15 protein-coding genes and 1 tRNA gene are annotated in these 18,476 nt (G+C 58.4%); 6 read left to right on the top strand and 10 right to left on the bottom strand.

Annotation, left to right across the window (positions count from 1 at the left end; all coding sequences use genetic code 11):
* Positions 1-18 precede the first annotated feature (18 nt).
* The 4 genes from ACEN2J_RS10545 to rpmH form a co-directional block, all read right to left on the bottom strand.
* Positions 19-1,578 carry a putative bifunctional diguanylate cyclase/phosphodiesterase gene (locus tag ACEN2J_RS10545; RefSeq protein ID WP_442105651.1) on the bottom strand — a complete coding sequence of 520 codons (1,560 nt, stop codon included), beginning with the start codon at positions 1,576-1,578 and terminating at the stop codon, positions 19-21.
* Between the two features lie 196 nt (positions 1,579-1,774).
* On the bottom strand, positions 1,775-2,014 hold the full coding sequence (gene yidD, locus ACEN2J_RS10540; protein WP_442105649.1) for a membrane protein insertion efficiency factor YidD: 240 nt from the start codon (positions 2,012-2,014) through the stop codon (positions 1,775-1,777).
* On the bottom strand, positions 2,011-2,445 hold the full coding sequence (rnpA, locus tag ACEN2J_RS10535) for a ribonuclease P protein component (RefSeq protein WP_442105648.1): 435 nt from the start codon (positions 2,443-2,445) through the stop codon (positions 2,011-2,013). Before rnpA ends, yidD begins: the two co-directional genes overlap by 4 nt.
* 47 nt (positions 2,446-2,492) lie before the next feature.
* Positions 2,493-2,627: a 50S ribosomal protein L34 gene (gene rpmH / locus ACEN2J_RS10530; protein WP_081647669.1), complete on the bottom strand. Its 135-nt coding sequence runs from the start codon at positions 2,625-2,627 to the stop codon at positions 2,493-2,495.
* Between the two features lie 325 nt (positions 2,628-2,952).
* Here rpmH and ACEN2J_RS10525 point away from each other — a divergent pair, with 325 nt between their 5' ends.
* From ACEN2J_RS10525 to ACEN2J_RS10510, 4 genes are all read left to right on the top strand, one after another.
* On the top strand, positions 2,953-3,690 hold the full coding sequence (locus tag ACEN2J_RS10525) for a TVP38/TMEM64 family protein (RefSeq protein WP_442105799.1): 738 nt from the start codon (positions 2,953-2,955) through the stop codon (positions 3,688-3,690).
* Between the two features lie 3 nt (positions 3,691-3,693).
* On the top strand, positions 3,694-5,112 hold the full coding sequence (locus tag ACEN2J_RS10520) for a dihydrolipoyl dehydrogenase family protein (protein WP_442105646.1): 1,419 nt from the start codon (positions 3,694-3,696) through the stop codon (positions 5,110-5,112).
* A gap of 99 nt (positions 5,113-5,211) precedes the next feature.
* Positions 5,212-6,618, top strand: a complete 1,407-nt coding sequence (locus tag ACEN2J_RS10515; RefSeq protein ID WP_442105644.1) for a sensor histidine kinase — start codon at positions 5,212-5,214, stop codon at positions 6,616-6,618.
* Between the two features lie 73 nt (positions 6,619-6,691).
* Positions 6,692-6,768: transfer RNA gene (locus tag ACEN2J_RS10510), tRNA-Arg, on the top strand.
* A 304-nt stretch (positions 6,769-7,072) separates the two neighbouring features.
* Here ACEN2J_RS10510 and ACEN2J_RS10505 read toward each other — a convergent pair.
* From ACEN2J_RS10505 to ACEN2J_RS10480, 6 genes are all read right to left on the bottom strand, one after another.
* Positions 7,073-8,140 (bottom strand): serine protease, encoded by a 1,068-nt coding sequence (locus ACEN2J_RS10505; protein WP_442105642.1) that lies wholly within the window; start codon positions 8,138-8,140, stop codon positions 7,073-7,075.
* A 67-nt stretch (positions 8,141-8,207) separates the two neighbouring features.
* A complete protein-coding gene (locus ACEN2J_RS10500; protein WP_442105640.1) occupies positions 8,208-10,205 on the bottom strand; it encodes a caspase family protein in 1,998 nt (665 codons plus the stop codon).
* 73 nt (positions 10,206-10,278) lie between these two features.
* Positions 10,279-11,658 (bottom strand): patatin-like phospholipase family protein, encoded by a 1,380-nt coding sequence (locus ACEN2J_RS10495; RefSeq protein ID WP_442105638.1) that lies wholly within the window; start codon positions 11,656-11,658, stop codon positions 10,279-10,281.
* A 99-nt stretch (positions 11,659-11,757) separates the two neighbouring features.
* Positions 11,758-13,101 carry an ATP-binding protein gene (locus ACEN2J_RS10490; protein ID WP_442105636.1) on the bottom strand — a complete coding sequence of 448 codons (1,344 nt, stop codon included), beginning with the start codon at positions 13,099-13,101 and terminating at the stop codon, positions 11,758-11,760.
* Entirely contained in the window at positions 13,101-13,808 is a 708-nt protein-coding gene (locus tag ACEN2J_RS10485; protein ID WP_442105635.1) for a response regulator transcription factor, read from the bottom strand. The genes ACEN2J_RS10490 and ACEN2J_RS10485 overlap by 1 nt, the downstream gene beginning before the upstream one ends.
* A gap of 22 nt (positions 13,809-13,830) precedes the next feature.
* Positions 13,831-15,177 (bottom strand): trypsin-like peptidase domain-containing protein, encoded by a 1,347-nt coding sequence (locus ACEN2J_RS10480; RefSeq protein WP_442105634.1) that lies wholly within the window; start codon positions 15,175-15,177, stop codon positions 13,831-13,833.
* A 157-nt stretch (positions 15,178-15,334) separates the two neighbouring features.
* Here ACEN2J_RS10480 and ACEN2J_RS10475 point away from each other — a divergent pair, with 157 nt between their 5' ends.
* Both ACEN2J_RS10475 and ACEN2J_RS10470 read left to right on the top strand, forming a co-directional pair.
* The gene (locus tag ACEN2J_RS10475) at positions 15,335-15,961 is read left to right on the top strand and encodes a hypothetical protein (RefSeq protein ID WP_442105632.1); all 627 of its coding nucleotides are present in this window, start codon (positions 15,335-15,337) and stop codon (positions 15,959-15,961) included.
* A 7-nt stretch (positions 15,962-15,968) separates the two neighbouring features.
* Positions 15,969-18,092 carry a caspase family protein gene (locus ACEN2J_RS10470; RefSeq protein ID WP_442105630.1) on the top strand — a complete coding sequence of 708 codons (2,124 nt, stop codon included), beginning with the start codon at positions 15,969-15,971 and terminating at the stop codon, positions 18,090-18,092.
* The last annotated feature ends 384 nt before the right edge of the window (positions 18,093-18,476 follow it).

Raw genomic sequence — 18,476 nt, 5'->3', positions numbered from 1 at the left:
GCAGTCATTGCGTTGCACCTATCGGGCGCGGCTTGCGATCATTGGCAATGCGGACCGGCGGGCGTTTTGCGCGATGATCCATGCTTGTGTGTCGTCGAAAGGCATCGGCCTTGCAAAAAGAAACCCTTGGACATGGCCACAGCCCAGCTGTGCCAACATCGCATGCTCTCCTTTCGTCTCAACACCCTCGGCCAGTGTTTCAAGCCCCATCCGTTCGGCCAAGGATAAAATGCCAGACACGATTTTTTGCTGTTCACGGTCCTCATCGACATGGGTCACGAAGCTGCGGTCAATTTTGATTCGATTTACTGCAAACCTGCGGATATTGGTGATAGAGGCATGACCGGTTCCAAAGTCGTCGAGGTCGATCTGGCACCCTAGTTTTGCTAGTGCCGAAATATTGTGAACGATGACGTCGTTGTCTGTTTCGGCAATAACGGTCTCAAGAATTTCGATGCAAAGACGATTAGGTGTAAGTTCAAAGCGATCAAGTTCCCATTTTAGCTTTTCTGCCAGTCGTGGATTGCGAAGCTCGGCGGATGAGAAGTTGACGCCGACATTCGGAACGTGAAGCCCTGCTTTATCCCAGCGCACCAATGCCGCGAGGGCATGATAGAGCATCACTTCGCCCAAGCGCTCGGACAGGCCGGCATCTTCAATTGCGGGCAAAAACTCGGAAGGTGGGATAAGGCCGCGTTCCGCGTGGTGCCAACGCGCTAAGGCTTCAAAGCCGGAAATAGCACCCGTGTCGGTGCAAATTTGGGGCTGGTAATGAGGCCGAATCTGGCCCTCGTCCAAGGCGGTTTCAAGCTCACCCCGAAAGGCATCGCGGTCTGCTCGCTTGCGCGCCATGCCTAAAACGAACGCACGAATGGCACCGGGCCCGTTGCGCAGCGCTTCGTCGGCGGCGACTTGCGCCGAGTCGATCAATGACCCACCCGTCGCGATGGGCGCTTTTGGCCCCAAACAAAACCCGATGGAACAGGTCACATATAGCCGTGCCGCATCAATACTGATTGGGTTGGAGAGTGCGGATTGTAAACGCGTTGCGACCTGAAGCATCCCTTCAAGATCGACGCGGCGCTGCGGTGACAGGGCAATGGCAAACCCGCCCCCTTCTAGGCGCGCAACAGTATCGCCTTCGCGCAGGGCTGCACATAAGCGCTCGGCACTGCGTGCCAATACTTCGGTTTGCACCGCCCTGCCATGGCGATCCAAAAGCACATTCGCATCATCAAATAGGACGACAAAACAGGCCGTTGATTTGCCAGTGATTGCCGCATTTTCAAGCACGTTATCCATAAACTTAATAATTTGGGGGCGAATTGCGAGGCCACTCAGCGCGTCTGGCACACCCGGATCACCCCGTTCTTGCGATTTGAACGCGCCTGCAAGGATAAATAGTATTGGTAAACCTAATGCGGTGATCATCATAATGGCCTCGCCACCGACCCAGAAGGCGATAAGCGACAAGGCGGGGAGAAACACCAAAAGCTCTGGTCGCCGCAATAACATTGCCAAGCGTTTTATTGCCTGCGACCCAGACTCAGATCCAGACAGCTTTAGTGGTCTTTGCATCGCGTGTCCCTTTTATCTCGACAGGGGGGGCGGATGTCCCCCAGTTGGATCGACGCTAAACAAAGGGCTTGATTGCGAGGTTAACGCTCCTCTGAAAGTTGTAAAAAGTTTTATCGATCTGCGTTACACTGCGCCATCTATATCTGGCGTTTAGCGCATGAAAACGGCCAATATTGTGGCGCGGTATTGGGTGCGCTTAGGGTGTGTTATGTTTGCGATCTGGCACCGGATCATAGCCATCGCCGCCCCATGGATGGCAACGGCAAATGCGGTGAACAGTAAGGTAGCCACCCTTTATTCCGCCATGTTTTTCAAGGGCTTCGATTGCATAGGCAGAACATGTCGGTTGGAACCGGCAGCCGTGGCCAACCCACGGGCTGAGCAGCAGGCGATAGGCCCTCACGGGCACTGCCAAAACATGCGCAAGCGGTGTCATTTGCGCGGGCCATCTGGCTGGTTGTGAATGCGCGCCAGTGCCGAGGCTAAGTCAGCCAATAAAAGCGTAAAATCACGTTCAATTGTGGCGCCGGGCCGCCCAACCAAAACATAATCCCAACCCTGATGGCCATGCGGCGCCAAAACGGCACGCGCAAGTTCGCGCAACCGGCGTTTCGCCCTGTTGCGCGCAACTGCGTTGCCGATTTTCTTTGAACAGGTGAAACCCACGCGAATTACAGGGTTATCATCTTGACGCGCACGCGCTTGCAAAAGCAGCCCTTGGGTACCCTGCCGACGCGCAGACGCTGCGCGCAGAAAATCAGCGCGATGCTGTAAAACTTGCAGCTTGGCAAGCGTGCATGACGAAACCGCCAGTGGCATGTCGGGGGCCGCATTGCTGCTTTGTCCCTGTGCCTCCGGCGGTATCATGTCAATTGTCCTTCAAAAAGCAGGGCAAACTATTGTGCCCCAGCCGATTAGGCCGAAAGCTTCTTGCGGCCCTTGGCACGGCGCAGGTTCAAAACATTGCGGCCAGCCTTGGTAGACATACGAAGACGAAAGCCGTGGCGCCGCGCGCGGACCAGGTTCGACGGTTGAAAAGTGCGCTTCATCGCGGATCTCCATCACTTATGCAACAACAGCCATTCGGGCGGGATTCGCCACAAACCAACCGGTCGCGCTTATTCGAAGCCCGTCCTTTACGCATCCCTTTCGCTCAAGTCAATTCACGCGCCACGAAAATACTGCAACATTTCGCGCTTATTCGCAGATCTGTTGCCGTTTTTGTCCCGCATATGTTTCAAGACCTCGGGTTTTAGGGGCAAATCGCTCACCTCCTATCAAGGCCGCGTGAGAAGGCCGTCACATGCGCAGCATTTAAAATTTTTCCGCGCTATTCCAAAGAGAAGACGTAAACCGGAGAAAGTGATGCCGACAATGAGCCTGAGTGATAACAATAGCAAAGACGCCAAGGGTGGTTGGGCCCAAAAGCTGCCGATTCTTGCGATTCTAACTGTTGCGGCGGTCGGGGCGTTTTTGCTGCGCGACCAAATCAGTTTTGAGGCTTTGGCAGAGAATCGTGAGGCCTTGATCGGGTTTCGCGATGCCAATTACCTTGTGGCCGTTGTCGCATTTGTTGCCGCCTACACCGCGATTGTTGGCTTTTCACTGCCTGGCGCTACGGTGGCCACGCTGACAGGTGGGTTCTTGTTTGGCACGTTTCCGGGGGTGCTCTTTAACGTAACCGGCGCAACTTTGGGGGCGATTGCCATTTTCATGGCGGCGAAAACAGGATTCGGCGCGAAGTTTTCGGAAAAAATCGAAGGCAAAGGCGGTGCCGTGGCCAAATTGCAGGCGGGTTTGCGCGAAAATGAATGGTCGGTGCTGTTCTTGATGCGGCTTGTGCCTGCGGTGCCGTTCTTTCTGGCCAACCTGATTCCCGCCTTTGTCGGGGTTAAGCTGTCACGTTTTGCCATCTCGACCTTTTTGGGAATCATGCCCGGTGCGCTGGTGTTTACATCGGTCGGCGCGGGCTTGGGCGAGGTCTTTGCGCGGGGCGAGACACCTGATTTGTCGATCATCTTTGCCCCGCATGTATTGGGGCCGATTCTGGGGCTGGCTGCATTGTCGGCATTGCCCATTGTTTTGAAATTACTGCGTAAGAAAGCGAGCTGAGCTATGGAACAGATTAACACAGATATTTGCATCATCGGTGCAGGCTCGGGCGGGCTTTCTATTGCGGCCGGTGCGGTACAAATGGGCGCACGGGTTGTGCTGGTTGAAGCGGCTGAGATGGGGGGCGATTGCCTGAACGCAGGCTGCGTGCCGTCCAAGGCGCTGATTGCTGCGGCGAAACAAGCCCATGCGATGACGACCGGGGCGGCGTTTGGCATTGCGCCTGTGGTGCCCGAAATTGATTTTGGTAAGGTCAAAGATCATGTGTCGGATGTGATTGCAGGAATCGCGCCTGTTGACAGTCAGGAACGGTTTGAAGGCTTGGGCGTGCGGGTCATTCGCGAATGGGGCAAGTTTACCGGCCCACAAGAGCTGACCGCGGGCAACTTTAAGATCAAGGCGCGGCGCTTTGTCGTGGCAACGGGGTCGCGCCCGTTTGTGCCGCCGATTCCCGGTTTGGACAGCGTGCCTTATCTGACAAATGAGACGATCTTTGCCCAACGCCAACGGCCTGCGCATTTGATTGTGATTGGTGGCGGTCCTATTGGGATGGAAATGGCGCAGGCGCATCGGCGGTTGGGCTGTGAGGTGACGGTGATTGAAGGGGCTAAAGCCTTTGGCCGCGATGACCCCGAGGCCGCCGCGGTGGTTTTGGCCAAGATGCGCGGCGAAGGTGTGGACGTGATGGAAGACGCGCCTGTTGTGCGGGTTGGCGGTACCGAGGGCGCGGTTGAGGTGGAGCTAAAGGATGGTCGGCTGGTGAAGGGCTCGCATTTGCTGATGGCCGTTGGGCGGCAAGTGTCGTTGGACGGGCTGGGCTTGGACGCGGCGGGGGTTGAGTTTACCAGTAAAGGTGTGACGGTGGGGCCTGATTTGCGGTCGTCGAACCCCAAGATCTATGCGGTGGGTGATGCGGCAGGCGGGCTGCAATTTACCCATGTTGCGGGCTATCATGCGGGTGTTGTGATACGGCAGATGTTGTTCGGCCTGCCGTCAAAATCGCGCACGGCGCATATTCCATGGGCCACCTATACCGACCCAGAGCTGGCGCAAGTGGGCCCGACCGAGGCCGAGGCGCGCAAAGCCCATGGCGATGGATTGACGGTGGTTCGATTCGATTATGCGGAGAATGACCGCGCGCAAGCCGAGCACAAGACAGAAGGATTTATTAAGGTTATGGTGGTTAAAGGACGACCAATTGGTGCGACCATAGCCGGTGCGCAGGCGGGTGAGTTGATTGGGATCTGGGCCATGGCGATTGCGACCAAGCAGAAGATGGGGGACGTTGCTGGTACAGTTTTGCCCTATCCAACTTTGGGAGAGATTTCAAAACGTGCAGCGGGTGCCTATTTTTCTCCGACATTGTTTGATAACCCAATGGTTAAGCGGGTTGTGGGGCTGGTACAGCGCTATCTTCCTTAAGTACAGAGTTCTTGGCGAGCGCTGGGGAGGGCTGTCTGCCCTCCCCAGACCCCTCCCGAGGATATTTTTGAACAGATGATAGGGGAGGCGGCTTTGGGGATGAAACGGTCAGGCTTTTTGAACACGCTGTCCGGGCGGTTCTTGCTATTGACCGTGGCCTTTGTGATGTTGGCCGAGGTTTTGATTTTTGTACCGTCGATTGCGCGGTTTCGGGAAGATTACTTGCTGCTGCGCTTGGAGAAAGCGCAGATTGCGTCATTGGCCTTGTTGGCTACGGATGGGATGATCAGCCCCGAGCTAGAGGCAGAGCTTTTGTCGAACGCGGGCGTTTTGAATGTGGTGTTGTGGCGCGATCAGATCAGGCAGCTTATCCTGTCTTCGCCGGTGTCCGATGAGATTTCGGCAACCTATGATTTGCGCATGGCGACGCCGCTTTATTTGCTGCGCGATGCTTTGGTGGTTTTGATTGATAGTCAGGATCATGCGATCCGCGTGCTGGGCAATCCTGTGCAGGATGCGGGCTCTTTGATTGAGGTAACGATGCCAACCGCGCCGCTGCGGCAGGCGATGATTGCCTATGGGTTGAATATTCTTGCGTTGTCGGCGTTGATTTCGGCAGTGACGGCTGCGCTGTTGTTCTTTGCCGCGCGACGCCTGTTGGTGCAGCCGATTCGCCGTGTGGTGCAACATATGGCGTTTTATGCTGAGGCGCCCGAAGATGCGCGGCGGGTGATTGCTCCGACCTCGGGTGTGGTGGAGTTGCGAGAGGCGGAAGAAGCTTTGCTGAGTTTGCAAACGCAGGTTTCGGGCGCGTTGCGGCAGAAAGAGCGGTTGGCGCAGCTGGGGGCGGCCGTGGCCAAGATTAGCCATGATCTCCGTAATATTTTAACAACCGCGCAGCTTTTTGCGGACCGGATTGAGCGCAGCGCGGACCCTGCGGTTGCACGGATTGCGCCGAAACTTGTCGGCTCGATCACGCGGGCGGTATCGTTGTGCGAATCGACGCTGGCCTTCGGCAAGGCCGAAGAGCCCTCGCCGCGCCTGTCACGGTTTGCGCTGGGGCCTTTGATAGACGAAGTGATCGAAGCCGAAGCTTTGGGAGAGCGCGCCGGGGTAGCCTGTTTGGTCGATGTGCCTACCGGCATGAATTTGCGTGCTGATTCTGAGCAATTGTACCGTATTCTTGCGAACTTGATGCGCAATGCCATGCAGGCGCTGGAAGCAACAGGCAAGGACGGCACGATTGAGGTGTCTGGTGGCGAGACGGAAAATGAATGGTGGATCAAGGTTGGCGATACCGGGCCTGGTATGCCGCCACGGGCGCGAGATCACTTATTCACGGCGTTTCAGGGGGGCGCACGCAAAGGGGGCTCTGGTCTTGGGCTTGCAATTGCGTTTGAGCTGGTGCGTGGACATGGCGGGCGGTTGGAATTGTTGCGCAGTGATGAAACGGGCACCGAGTTTATGGTTCATTTGCCGAAAAAAGCAGGTCTGTTGGAGAGTTAATCATAAAACTGTCGAACTTGTGCTTTTCTGCTATTGCAATGCCCCGCGCAGGACGGTACATCGCCCACACAGTGCACCCGTAGCTCAGCTGGATAGAGCATCAGACTACGAATCTGAGGGTCGGGCGTTCGAATCGCTCCGGGTGCACCAATTTACTTTTAGTTATAACCGTTTAGCGCAGTGTCGCTTTACAGTTTTTGCGGTGTTCAACTGCCGCGAAAGCAGTCAAAATGGTTCAGCTGGGTGACCGCCCATTCTGCGCCCTTAGTTCCAGTCCGCAGGCCTAAATATCATGATCCGTATGGCTTGTTGCTTCGCTACGTTTAGCCTCTGACGGTCTGTTATCGGACGCACGAGAAGTTAAAGCCGCAATAGAGATTACAGGCTTTACAGATCGGAGGCCGCTTGGTGCGCCATCGTGACGTTCCAAGCGGTTATTTAAGCCAAATCCGTTTTACGGGTTCGCACTGATCGTTGCATTCAGCCACGGCAAATAGTTGGAAATGCGGGTATAGGCCGAAAATGGCGCGCTTTCATTGCAGCCATTGCCGCCAACGCCCGAAAGACCCCAGCTGACAATCCCTGCCTGAATAAAGCTGCCATCGTTCAAGGCCACAACCAAAGGCCCGCCGCTATCGCCGGAACAGGCGGTTTTGCCACCTTCAAATGTGCCGGAACACAGCATGTTTTCGGACATCGGTGGTTTGACACCCGCGATCATTGCATCCCATGCCGAATAGGCTGCCTCATCCGACAGGCCAAAAACTTTGACGGCATAGCCAAAACCTTTGGCGGCCTCTTCTGCTCGCGATTCCAGCATGGCTTGGTTGCACAGATTGCGGTCCATCATCTGGATCTGCACCTCGCGCAGGGCCTCGGGGTGTGCGCCGCCTTCGGTAAGGCCCCAGCCGCTGACGATGGTTTGTACGCCGGGTTGGTCAAGGTAGTCGCCGAATTCGGCATCAGGAACGTTGATGGTTTTATAGGCCACAGTCGGTTTGCGGGCGAGCTTGATCAGCGCGATATCGTTGTCAAACTCTGTTCCGACATAATCGGGGTGGCGATAGATCGCCTCAATCGGGACCATATCGCCCGAGCCATCCCCAAGGTTGTTGGTGCCGACCAAAACCGATACGGCTTTTGCGTTGATATCGCGGAAAACGCCCTTGTCATCAGACATATGCACACAATGCGCCGCCGTTAGCACCCATTGGTCCAGCAACATGGAGCCGCCACAGAACTGGCCATCGGGGCCGGGGGGGGCGCTGTTAATCATCAGGCCAACTTGCCACGGGTATTCGCCTTGATCGGCCACCTCGCCGCCGATGACACGGGCGCCGCTGTCGCTGCTGGCGGCTGCTTTGGTGCGCTGGGCCTTTAACCCGCTTTGCGCAAAGGCAAAGGGTGACGTGAGCGAAGGGTCGGCGGCTTGGCCTGCAAAATCTGGCGCAGTTTGGGCGCTTGCTATGCTGCCAAGTAAAGCGGTGCAAAGCGCGGTGGTAAGGGTAAGGGTGTGGGTCATAAAACGCTCCTTTTGAATGGGGGACAGTCTGGCTGATGCCTGTTTGTGTTTCAAGACAGGATAGGGTTCAGCGCAGGTGGGGCTTCAGAAAAATGGGTTGCCGTAGCAAGGTAAGGCTGGGGCGTTTGAGGGAAAAGCCGCGGGTTTGGGTGGTATCGGTCGGGGCCATCAACTGCGCGATACTGGCAAGGGCGCTGCCCGCGCCACCGGTGTCGCGCAGGGTATCGGGTGTCGCGAGAGAGGATAGATCGGCGCGGGGCTCATCCACCTCGGGCGACAGGGCAATGACCAAGAGCTCCTCAGTGGCAAAGGCGGTGGGGTCGTCGTTGGTGATGCGCAGGCCCACGCGGGCCGCCTCGCCCAAGGCAAGGCGGTTTGACAGGCCGTGCACTGGCCACAGCGGGGTCAGCGTGAAATCGGCTGCAAGGTACAGCACGGTCACATCCTGCACCCGGCCCGAGGTGTTGGCCAGCGTCAACCAGAGCTCATCACAGGCTGACACGCCGCTTTGCGGGGAAAAGGGCGCGGCGCTGCCACTGCGGGCGCATTCATTTCCTGAACTGGCGTTACCCGCAAGGGCACCTGGTTTGCGTTCCATCGTCATCGTGATGGCCTGACCGCCCAGCGACAGCCCGCGCCCTGCACTTAGCCCCGCCAAAACCGCCCGCATCCGCGTTGCATGGGCTGCGTTTTCCAGCAGTCGCAGGGGGGCGGCTGTGGCGTCCTCACCTGCGCGCGGGGCTGCGCGGGGGGTGGAATTGTGGCCCAGCGGGTCAAGCACGCCATCAGGATTGGCCAGCGCAAGGGTGCCCCCTGTCAAAATAGGGACAAGATCGGGGGATTGGGCGTCGATGGTCACAGTGCCCTCAGTGACAAGCATCGCAATCGCCGTTTCCTGTGCGGTGTAATCGCCAGCTTCGGCGCGAACCGCTGGAGCAAGCCGCAACGGGGCAGGGGGGGCTGGCAGAGTAAGTTCGGCCCAAGCCGCCCCGTTCGGAGGCAGGGTGGTGCCAAAATCAAGCGCAGCAGTTTGTGCGGTAAGGCTGGTCAATCGCGCCTCGGCCAAGGCATCACCTGCGCCGGGCTGCGCGTATAGAGTGACTGTGCTGCCCTCGGTCAGGCCTTGCAGCAAGCCGGCCTGCAATTGGTCGCCTTGAACGGCAAAGCGCAGCGTTGTGGGGCCTGTACCGAACACGGGCGCGTCCAGCATTGGGCCTTCGCCGTCCGGCTCTTGGCGGGCGGAGCCTTGGGTCATCCGGTCACGCGTGGCCACCAAAACCTGCCGCCAACTGGCTTGTGGGGCATCGCCTAAGGTTTGCGTCAGTGCAAGGGTAAAGGCGCCGTGCCAGCGTTGATCGGCGCCTGTGCCAAGCGGGTATTCGAAAGAGCGTTGATCGGGCTGCGAAGAATAGAGAAAGGCAAAATCGCCTGACATATCGTCGCTTTGGGTTAGGGGCTGGCTGGGCATGTCATCCGGTATGCCAAGCAGCTCGGGGGGCAAAACGCGCGCGATGCCGATGCCGGAAACCGCCCTGAAACTGGTGCCGGAATGGCAGGCATCGATGATTCCAACTAGCTTGGCCCCCGTGGCGGTGATGCGTTTCGCCCATGCTGCCAGCTCATCATCCAGCAAGGCGTTTTCGACCTGCGCTATGGCCCCTTTCCAGCCTTTGGCATCCATCGGCAGCAAGATCTCATCCGCGCCGCCCTGTTCGTCGCCGCTGGTATCGGGCGCTTGTGATCCGTGGCCCGAGAAGTAAAAGACCACCGTATCCTCTGGCCCCGCAGTTGCGGCCAATCGATCCATAGCGGCCAAAATCTCGGCTTTGCGTGGTAAGCCCGTGGCATCCTTGGCACTGCTAAGGCTGGTAATATGATCTGGCGAAACTCCGCGCGCGGCCAAGGTTTGCGCCATGAGGGCCACGTCAAATTCCGGGCCTTTCAGGTCGGCGTCCAGAAATTCGTAATCACTGACCCCCACCAATAAGGCGCGGATTTCCGCGCGGGCAGGGCTGTTGGCCAGCAGGCCAAGGGTCAAAAGCAAAGGCTGAATAAAATGGCGCATAGGGGAAGGATAGCAAAGGATTTAAACGCCGCAAGGCTGTTCATGCAGGATGACGGCACTTGTCATCAAACGGTTATTGGCTAACCGGCATGACGCGCCGCCCGCCGCCTGCGATACCCGCCTTGATGCGGGCATCTACATCGTTGCCATCCAAGGATTGGACAAAGCCGTTAAATTCCGGCGCGCTTTTGGTGGCGACACGGCCAGCCTCGATCACCAAATCCACCTCTTGGGGTGTCAGGCGCAGGCGTGTCGGCACCTTGTTCAACGCCTTGCGCATGGGCGCATCGACACCGTCAAAATTCGCCATGCCGACAAACAGCTTTACATCAGCGCAATCCCAAGACCCTGATTTTCCACGCAAACGCCGCACCTCGGATGCGGGCAGGCCGCAACGCCATTCGATCAGATCCTCTTGCCAGCGCCGTATCTCACCGCGCATCGCGTCATAGCCCGAGCGCGTGGCCGAGGAGATGGAGGCGCTGGCGATGGCGGCCCCAAGGCCAAGCCCGCTTGGGCCATTTACCGATTGGGTCCAGCTGTAATCGGCCTGTACGCCGGCATCGGCCACCAAAACCAGCAGCCGCTTCAGGCGCACGGCCTCTTCGGCGGTCATCGGGGCATAGGGCACGGCGGCGCGGGCGCGTTCGACGGTCAGCGCGGTGGTGCCAAAGTTATCGGTGACGCCACCATCCAACAGTTTGACAAATTTAACCTTTTCCGGGTCGGCATAGCTTTCGAGTGCGCGGGCATGGGCGCGCATCACTGCTGTTGCTTCGGGGTTGAAACGTGCGGCGGTCAGCCAGTCAGGCTCTTTGTAATTGCATTTGTTTTGATGCACCTCCAGCACCACGGGCGAAAACACCAGCGGAAAGGCGGCAGATGCGGCCACAGCCTCGGCAATCGGAAAGCGCGACAGATCAGAACACAGCGCATCAAAGGTTTCGGGCGTAAAGACAAAGGGGGTCGAGTTGGCGATGTCCGTTGCGTTGATCCAAGTCTTGATGCGCGAGTTCTTGCGCAGATCGCCAAAGGTCGCCCCTTTGAACAGTACCTCATCGATATAGCGTGCAAAGGTCGTGCGCCCGTTCGCCCCGCCCGACAGTCCGCGGATCACGGTGAGCGGGTTCAACAAAGAGTTGGCCATGTATTTTTCGGCATTGGTCAGCAGATATTTCTCGCGGTAACCTTGCAGCCCGTTCGGCCCCCAAAGGCCCAGTTGCGCCGCCGTGACCGAGCCCCCCGAAACACCCGACACCAGTCGGACATGATCCAATAACCCGTTGGGCGTGGCGGCCGTGACACCGGTTTCGCGCAGCGCCTCGGTCATGCCGTATGCAAAGGCCGAGGCCCGCATTCCACCGCCCGAAAAGGCAAGCCCGACATAGATTTCCCCATCGCCGATGGTTTCATCCGTCACCTCGACCAGCGGCAGGTTTTTACCTGCTGGCAATACGGTATTCAGCGGCGTGTTGAACGCAGCGCAGCCTGCAAGTAGGGCGGCTAGGGCGATATACAGCGGTTTTAGAATCGGGTGACCTTTGGGGTTGCGTTACAGTCCCAGCTTAGGCCAGTCGATTTGCAGGACAAACCCTTTTTCAATAGGCGGTGTCGAAAGGCGGGCCCCGTGGCGTGTGGCGATGGCCCGCACCAGCGCAAGCCCAAGCCCGTGGCCCGGCAGCGCTTTGTCACGCTCGGCGCGGGTAAAGCGTTCAAATACTTCGGACTTTATTTCATCCGGCAGGCCGGGGCCGGTATCGCGGAGTGTCAAGACAGGGCCAGATTTGGTGGCTGCGAGGGTAAGGTCTATCGTGTCGCCGTGCGCACAATACTTGACTGCGTTATCCAAAAGGTTCGCCAGCATCTGCCCAATCAAGGTGCGGTCGCCCAAAATCATTTGCGCGGGCGTGATGCTTTGGGTCAGGGTTAGGCCTTTGTCTTCGGCCAAGGCGTCATACAGGTCGGCCAGTTCTGTGCATAGAATTGACAGGTCAACCGGCACCAAACCGCCGCCCGAACCTTGGTCTGCCTCGGCCCGCGAAATATCCAAAAGCGCGTCGAACACTTTGGTCGCCTTGCGCATCTCATCGCGCAGATCATCGACCAAATCCTCTTGGCCGTGCAGGCGTGACAGCTTTTGCGCCATGCGGTTCAGGGGGGTGCGTAATTCATGGGCGATGGTATCGGACAGGCGGTGCGTGGCACGGTTCAGCGCCTCTATCCGGTCAAGCATGGCGTGGACATGGGTTTCCAGCAGGCCAAATTCATCGGCGGCGCGGAGGCCGGGCAGGCGGGCATCCAGCGCCCCTGCGGCCACTTTATCGGCCAGCGCGTTGATGCGGGTGATGCGGCCCATGATGCCGCGTGCAGCAAGCCAGCCCACCACACCGCCCGCCGCTAACATGACCAAAACCAGCCCCAGAATAGCGCGGCGCAGGGCGGCCAGTGTGTGTTCCATCGGGGCCAGCGACCGCGCAGCTAACAGTGGAAAGCCCCCCGGCAAAATGCGCCCGACGCCCAACCAACGCTGGCCATTATCGGTGAATACTTGGGCGGAATTGGCGGTGAACCCTTCGCCCAGCACAGGCAGGTTGGCGGGCCAATCGCTGCGGGTGCCAGCCAAAACAGTGCCGCTGCGGTCTTGGAGCAGCAGCATTTCATCGCCCGTGGCGGCGGCGGCGCGGTAGTCGATGGCTTGGCGCAAGGCGATAATTCGGCGCTGGTCATAGAGCGCGCCAAACCCGTCCAGATCGGCAGCGAGCAGGGTAGTTTGCGCCACTTGCAGCCGGTTTTCAACCAACCGGTATTGCAGGCCCATCCCGGCCAAAGATAGGGTTGTGACAGTCAGCGCAACGACAGCCGCCAGCCGAAAGGTGGCCCGCGCTTGGGGGCGCATCAGACGTTCGCCCCGGCGGCAGGCAGCGGTGCAAACACATAACCTTCTCCGCGCGCGGTTTGGATGACAGGGCGGCCGGCCACATCTTCCAGCTTGCGGCGCAAGCGGCCGACATGCACGTCAACGACATTGGTGCCGGGGTCGAAATGCAGGTTCCAAACCTGTTCCAGCAACTGCATCCGCGTCACCACTTGGCCTGCGTTGCGGGCCATAAAGGTGATGAGGTCAAACTCGCGCGGGCTGACCGACACATGCACCCGCGCAATATGCACCGTCCGCGCCTTCAGCCGGATTTCCAGATCGCCAAAGGCCATCAGGTCATTGTCCAAAACCTGCATCGTGGCGCGGCGTAACAAGGCCCGCAGGCGCGCGCGCAGCTCGTCTGGCTCAAACGGTTTGGCCAGATAGTCATCGGCACCTTTTTCCAGTCCCTCAACCCGATTTGCCGCCCGTCCCAGTGCCGACAGCATTAAAATCAGCGCGGTAGAGCCTTGGGCCCGCAGCGTGGCAATCGCATCAATACTGTCGCCGCCGGGCAGCATCCGGTCAAATACGATCACGGCATAGTCGCCTGCAGCCTCGGCAATTCCATCGGCCAGCGTCCCGCGGATAGCCGCCTCGCAGCCCAGCTCGCGCACAATTGCGGCCACGTCTGCGGCGGTCTGGTCATCGTCTTCGACAATCAAAATTTTGGATTTCGGGTCCATAATCGGGCTCATCCTGAATGGGTTAAAAAACAACGATAGCAGGGTCGAGAATATTTGCGCCACCGACGGGACGAATACCTTCGCCGGTATCCCACGGGTCTAAAATAACATGCAGCGTGGCACCGCCCGCGCGTTGCAACAAGATAAGTGTGGGCGCCGTGATGTCCAGTTTGCGCAAGTCGGCTGCGGTTAACGCATGCCCGTTGACGGCCAAAACCGTATCACCGCGAATGATACCTGCAAACAGGGCAGGGCTGTTTTCGGTGACGGTCGTAACCTGCGCGCTATCATCGAATTGCAGCCCAAGGCCTTCGAACCGGTAGGAGGAAATGCGGTTCAGGGCACCTGCGCCATCAATCCCGCGCATGGCCAGAGCACTGGCGGCAACGGGCTGGAAAGACAGGGTCAGCGTGATGTCTTTGCCTTGGCGCTGAACAGTCAGTGCCATGCTTTGGCTTGGCAGCGCGGCTTCAATCGCAAAGGCAAGATCGCCCATTTGCGTCAGGTCGGCCCCCGCCGCGGCAAGCAAAATATCGCCCGCCAGCAGCCCCGCGCGTTCTGCCAGTTCGCCCGGTTGCACGCGGTCAACCAACAGCCCCGAGGCGGCAATGCCCAAGGCGGCTGCAATTTCACGGCTGACGGGACGCAATTGCAAGCCCAATTTGGGAAACGGAATCAGGGTTTCATCGACCAAGCCATCGACAATCCGTGTCAAATCTTGCGCCGCAATCGCATAGGAAATACCGACATAAAAGCGCGAGCCATCGGCGATACGGCTGTTCATCCCGATCAATCGCCCTTGTGCGTCCAGCAACGGCCCGCCTGATGAGCCGGGGTTGACCGCCGCGTCATGCTGCACAAAACGGATCGGCACAGCGGCATCAACCTGCCGGGCCTGTGCCGAAATGATTCCGCGCGTCAGGGTCAGGCCAAGTTCCAGCGGCGCGCCCAGTGCCCAAACATCATCGCCCGCTGCTGGCATGGGGCCAAGCGGTAAGGCGGGGGCCGCCAAATCTGTCACCGAAATCACGGCGACATCGCGCAGCGGATCACGGCCAATTACCTCGCCTGCATGTTCGGCCCCCGCGGCATCAATAATGCGAACGCGGTCAGCCGTGCCAACCACATGGGCGTTGGTGACCACCAAGGCACCCGTTTGCCACACAAAGCCCGAGCCTAAAAACCGGTCTTTGGTATCGGCGCTGCGCAGCACGACAACGCTGTCAAATGCGGCGGAAATTTGTGATGCTGCGGCCTTATTCGGGCTGATCGCAGCAATACATGTCAGCACCAGCAAAGCGCCAACAATATGGGCAATTTGGCGCATGAAATTTGGGCGCCGCTTAAAACAGACTTTATTTCCAATCATGGGTTTCGCCTTTTCTTATATCCTTTCCAACAGGCTAGCAGCACCGCGCTTTGTGTACACATGACAAAGGCCGTCACCTTTAAAACAACAGTTTACGGAAGGGGGTAGGCTTTCTATTCTTGACCCAAGAGACGGTCCTTTGGAAAGGAATTATTCAATGAAACGCACTATTTTTAGCACAATTGCAACAGTTACCCTGTTGGCGACGCCCCTCATGGCAGAGCCATTAAGCCCGATTAAAGCCATAGAGCTGTCGGCCCGTCTGTTTGCCGCGGGTGCGGCTGCCAATGACCCGATTTTGGTGCTTGCCGCCGCTAAACTGCGCAAACAAACCAACCCTGTTGAAACCGACCGCACCGCGCCCGATGGCGAAATGGGCAACGATGCGCCTGTCAGTTGGGCCGATATGCTGGCACTGGCCGAAACGCTGGCAGCGGGCGATGATGCGGTGCTGGGTTTGATCGAGGACGCGCGCGTTGATGCGACCAAAGGCGTGGTTACAGGGCCGGTCTATAACATCGGAAAGCTGGCCAGTGGCCGCACCGATACCTACCCCCGCATTGATTTCAAAGGCGGCGAATATGCCGAGGTCTATGTCGAGGCAAAATCTGCCGTGGACCTGAACCTGACCGTCAAAGACGCACAAGGCCGGTTGGTCTGTGCCGATAGTGACGTGTCGCACATTGCCTATTGCGGGTGGAGACCGGCCGAAAGTGGCGGCTATGTGCTGTTGGTCGAAAACAAAGGCGGGGCTGCAACCAGCTATGCCTTGATGACGAATTGAGGAGGGTATGATTTTGAAAGCACATATTTTAGGTGGTGTCGCAGCAACGGCACTGATGGGGCTTGCGGCATTGCCAGCCTTTGCGCGTGAAAACTATGCACTGCTGATCGGGGCGAATGAATATGCCAGCCTCGCGCCGCAATACTGGCTGAAAGGCCCGTCGAATGATGTCAAACTGGTTGCGACCTATCTGAAAACCGCTGCCCCCGTGCCGTTTGAGGCGCAGAACGTGGCTGTTTTGTCGGATGGGGTCGAAGGGGCCATCCGCCCGACGCTTGGCGCGATTCGCTCCGCTTTTGCCGGCCTGACGGCAAAGGTGCAGCCCGGTGATTTCGTTTATCTGCATTTTTCCGGCCACGGCACCCAAGCCCCCGCCAAGAACCCCGAGGAAGAACTGGACGGGCTGGATGAGATGTTCTTGCCTGTCGATATTGGCCCGTGGTCCGATACCACTGGCGCGGTTGAAAACGGCTTGGTCGATGATGAAATCGGCCTGATGCTGGATGGTTTGCGGGCTAAGGGGGCCGATGTTTGGGTGGTGTTTGATGCCTGCCATTCCGGCACCGCCACCCGCTCTGCGCCCTCGGGCGATGAAGAGGTCCGCACGCGACAACTGGCCCCAGAGGCGCTGGGCGTGCCCTCTGCCGCCATGGATGCGGCCATAGACGCCGCAGACGGGGGGCAAACCCGCGCCATGCCGCCTGCAAATCCGCGTGATCCTGCCACGGCGCCCATTGTCAGCCATGGCAAAGGCGGCTCTCTGGTTGCCTTTTTCGCTGCGCAAACCGATGAGGTGACCCCCGAAAAACGCTTGCCCAAAGGCAAGCCTGACCGCGTGGCACAAGGTGTGTTTACCTATGCGCTGATGGAAACGCTGGCCGAGTTTCCGCAGGCCAGCTATGCCCAGATCGGGCAAGAGGTGCTGCGCAAATATTCGGTCGAAAACCTTGCGCAATCGACCCCGATGTTTGAGGGCGACCTTGATCATATCGTGTTTTCCGGCGAGGCAGGCCCGCGCGTGGCCCAATGGCCCGCCACCCAAACGGATGCAGGCCTGACGCTGGCAGCCGGCACGCTACACGGCCTGCGCGATGGGGCGGTTTTGGCCGTGTTGGTCTCTGCGGCCGATAAGATCGAGGCGGCGCTTGGCTATGTTAAGGTCACCTCGGTTGATACCTTTACCGCAACCGCTACGCCGGTTGAATACGCTGGTAAAACGCTGCCCGAAACCTTGCCCAAAGGCCTGACGTTGCGCAAAATTTCGTCGGACATCGATTTCACCCTGACGGTTGCCTTGCCCGAGGCCGGTAGCGCCCCCGCGACGACCCTTGCGGCAGCTATGGAACAGCTGAAAGCCGAGAGCGGCCCGCGCCTGATCTTTGTTCCTGCGGGGGATGAGGCCGATTTACGCCTTGCCGTGCTGCCCGACAGCCCGCGCCCCGATGCGCTGTGGGTGCTGCCCGCGACAGGGCTTTCGGGCAACCTTGCCACCACGCCTTCGGTTTCTACCGCCGATAAAGATGCGGCAACCTTGGGTACAGTTCTGGCGGATACGCTGGTACAAATGGCCAAAGCGATCAACCTGATGAAGCTGGGCGCTGCGGTTGATAAGGGCGATCTAAAGGTCGAGGTTGGCCTGATGACCCGCACCAAGCAAGACAAAACCTTGCATCCGCTGCCGACGGCTGGCGTGCCCCGCCTGATCCCCGATGATGAGGTGCATGTCGAGGCGGTGAATGACAATGATTTTCCGGTTGATCTGAACGTGCTCTATGTTGGCTCGGATTATTCGATCACCCACATGTTTGCAGGCCGGATGCAGCCGGGCGACCGCTTGAAACAGGGCCTGCTGCGGATCACCGACGCGGCCTATGGCCGTGACCGGATCGTAATGGTGATGACCCCCGCACAGCCGCAAACCGCCGTCGAAAACCTTGGCTTTCTTGCGCAAGATGCGGTGGAAACGACCCGCGACACCAGCCAACCGGCGCGCCAAGGCCTGAACGCTGCCTTGTTTGAGGCAGGCTTTGGCCAAACCACCCGCGCCGCTGCCGCTTTTGTGGACGAAGATACCTCTGGCCCCGCGCCGATGATGTTGCAATTCGAGCTCGACACAGTCCCTTCGAACTAAACCGCCACCCCAAAGCCCGCCAAAGAGAGATCTTCGGCGGGCTTCATCTTGGCTTAAATACCTACTTTTCACCGCCAAAGAGTGCACCAAACGCATATTCGCGTCCAAGGCTTCATCAGAAGGGGCTGTGGGCGGTTTCATAGGCATCATACTATGTCAGATGCGGGCCGCAGGGCAATTCTTGGTTGTTGAGGGTTTTGTGTGTGAACCGATCTCGGAAAGTTTTGCAACTTTTTGATATGTTTTCGTTAATAAGTTGATCTTATGTTAACGTGTGAGGCGCGGATGTAAGGCCCCCTGCGTCGGGGCTAGGGGATGCACACATCTTCAGGTTTGGTTTTCGCGGAGCGCTTGACGGGTTTTGCGTTGCATGATTCGATTGTC

It is taken from the genome of Pseudorhodobacter sp. W20_MBD10_FR17, from assembly GCF_052119765.1.
Classification (GTDB): Bacteria; Pseudomonadota; Alphaproteobacteria; order Rhodobacterales; family Rhodobacteraceae; genus Pseudorhodobacter.
This window is presented reverse-complemented; position numbering and strand designations above follow the sequence as displayed.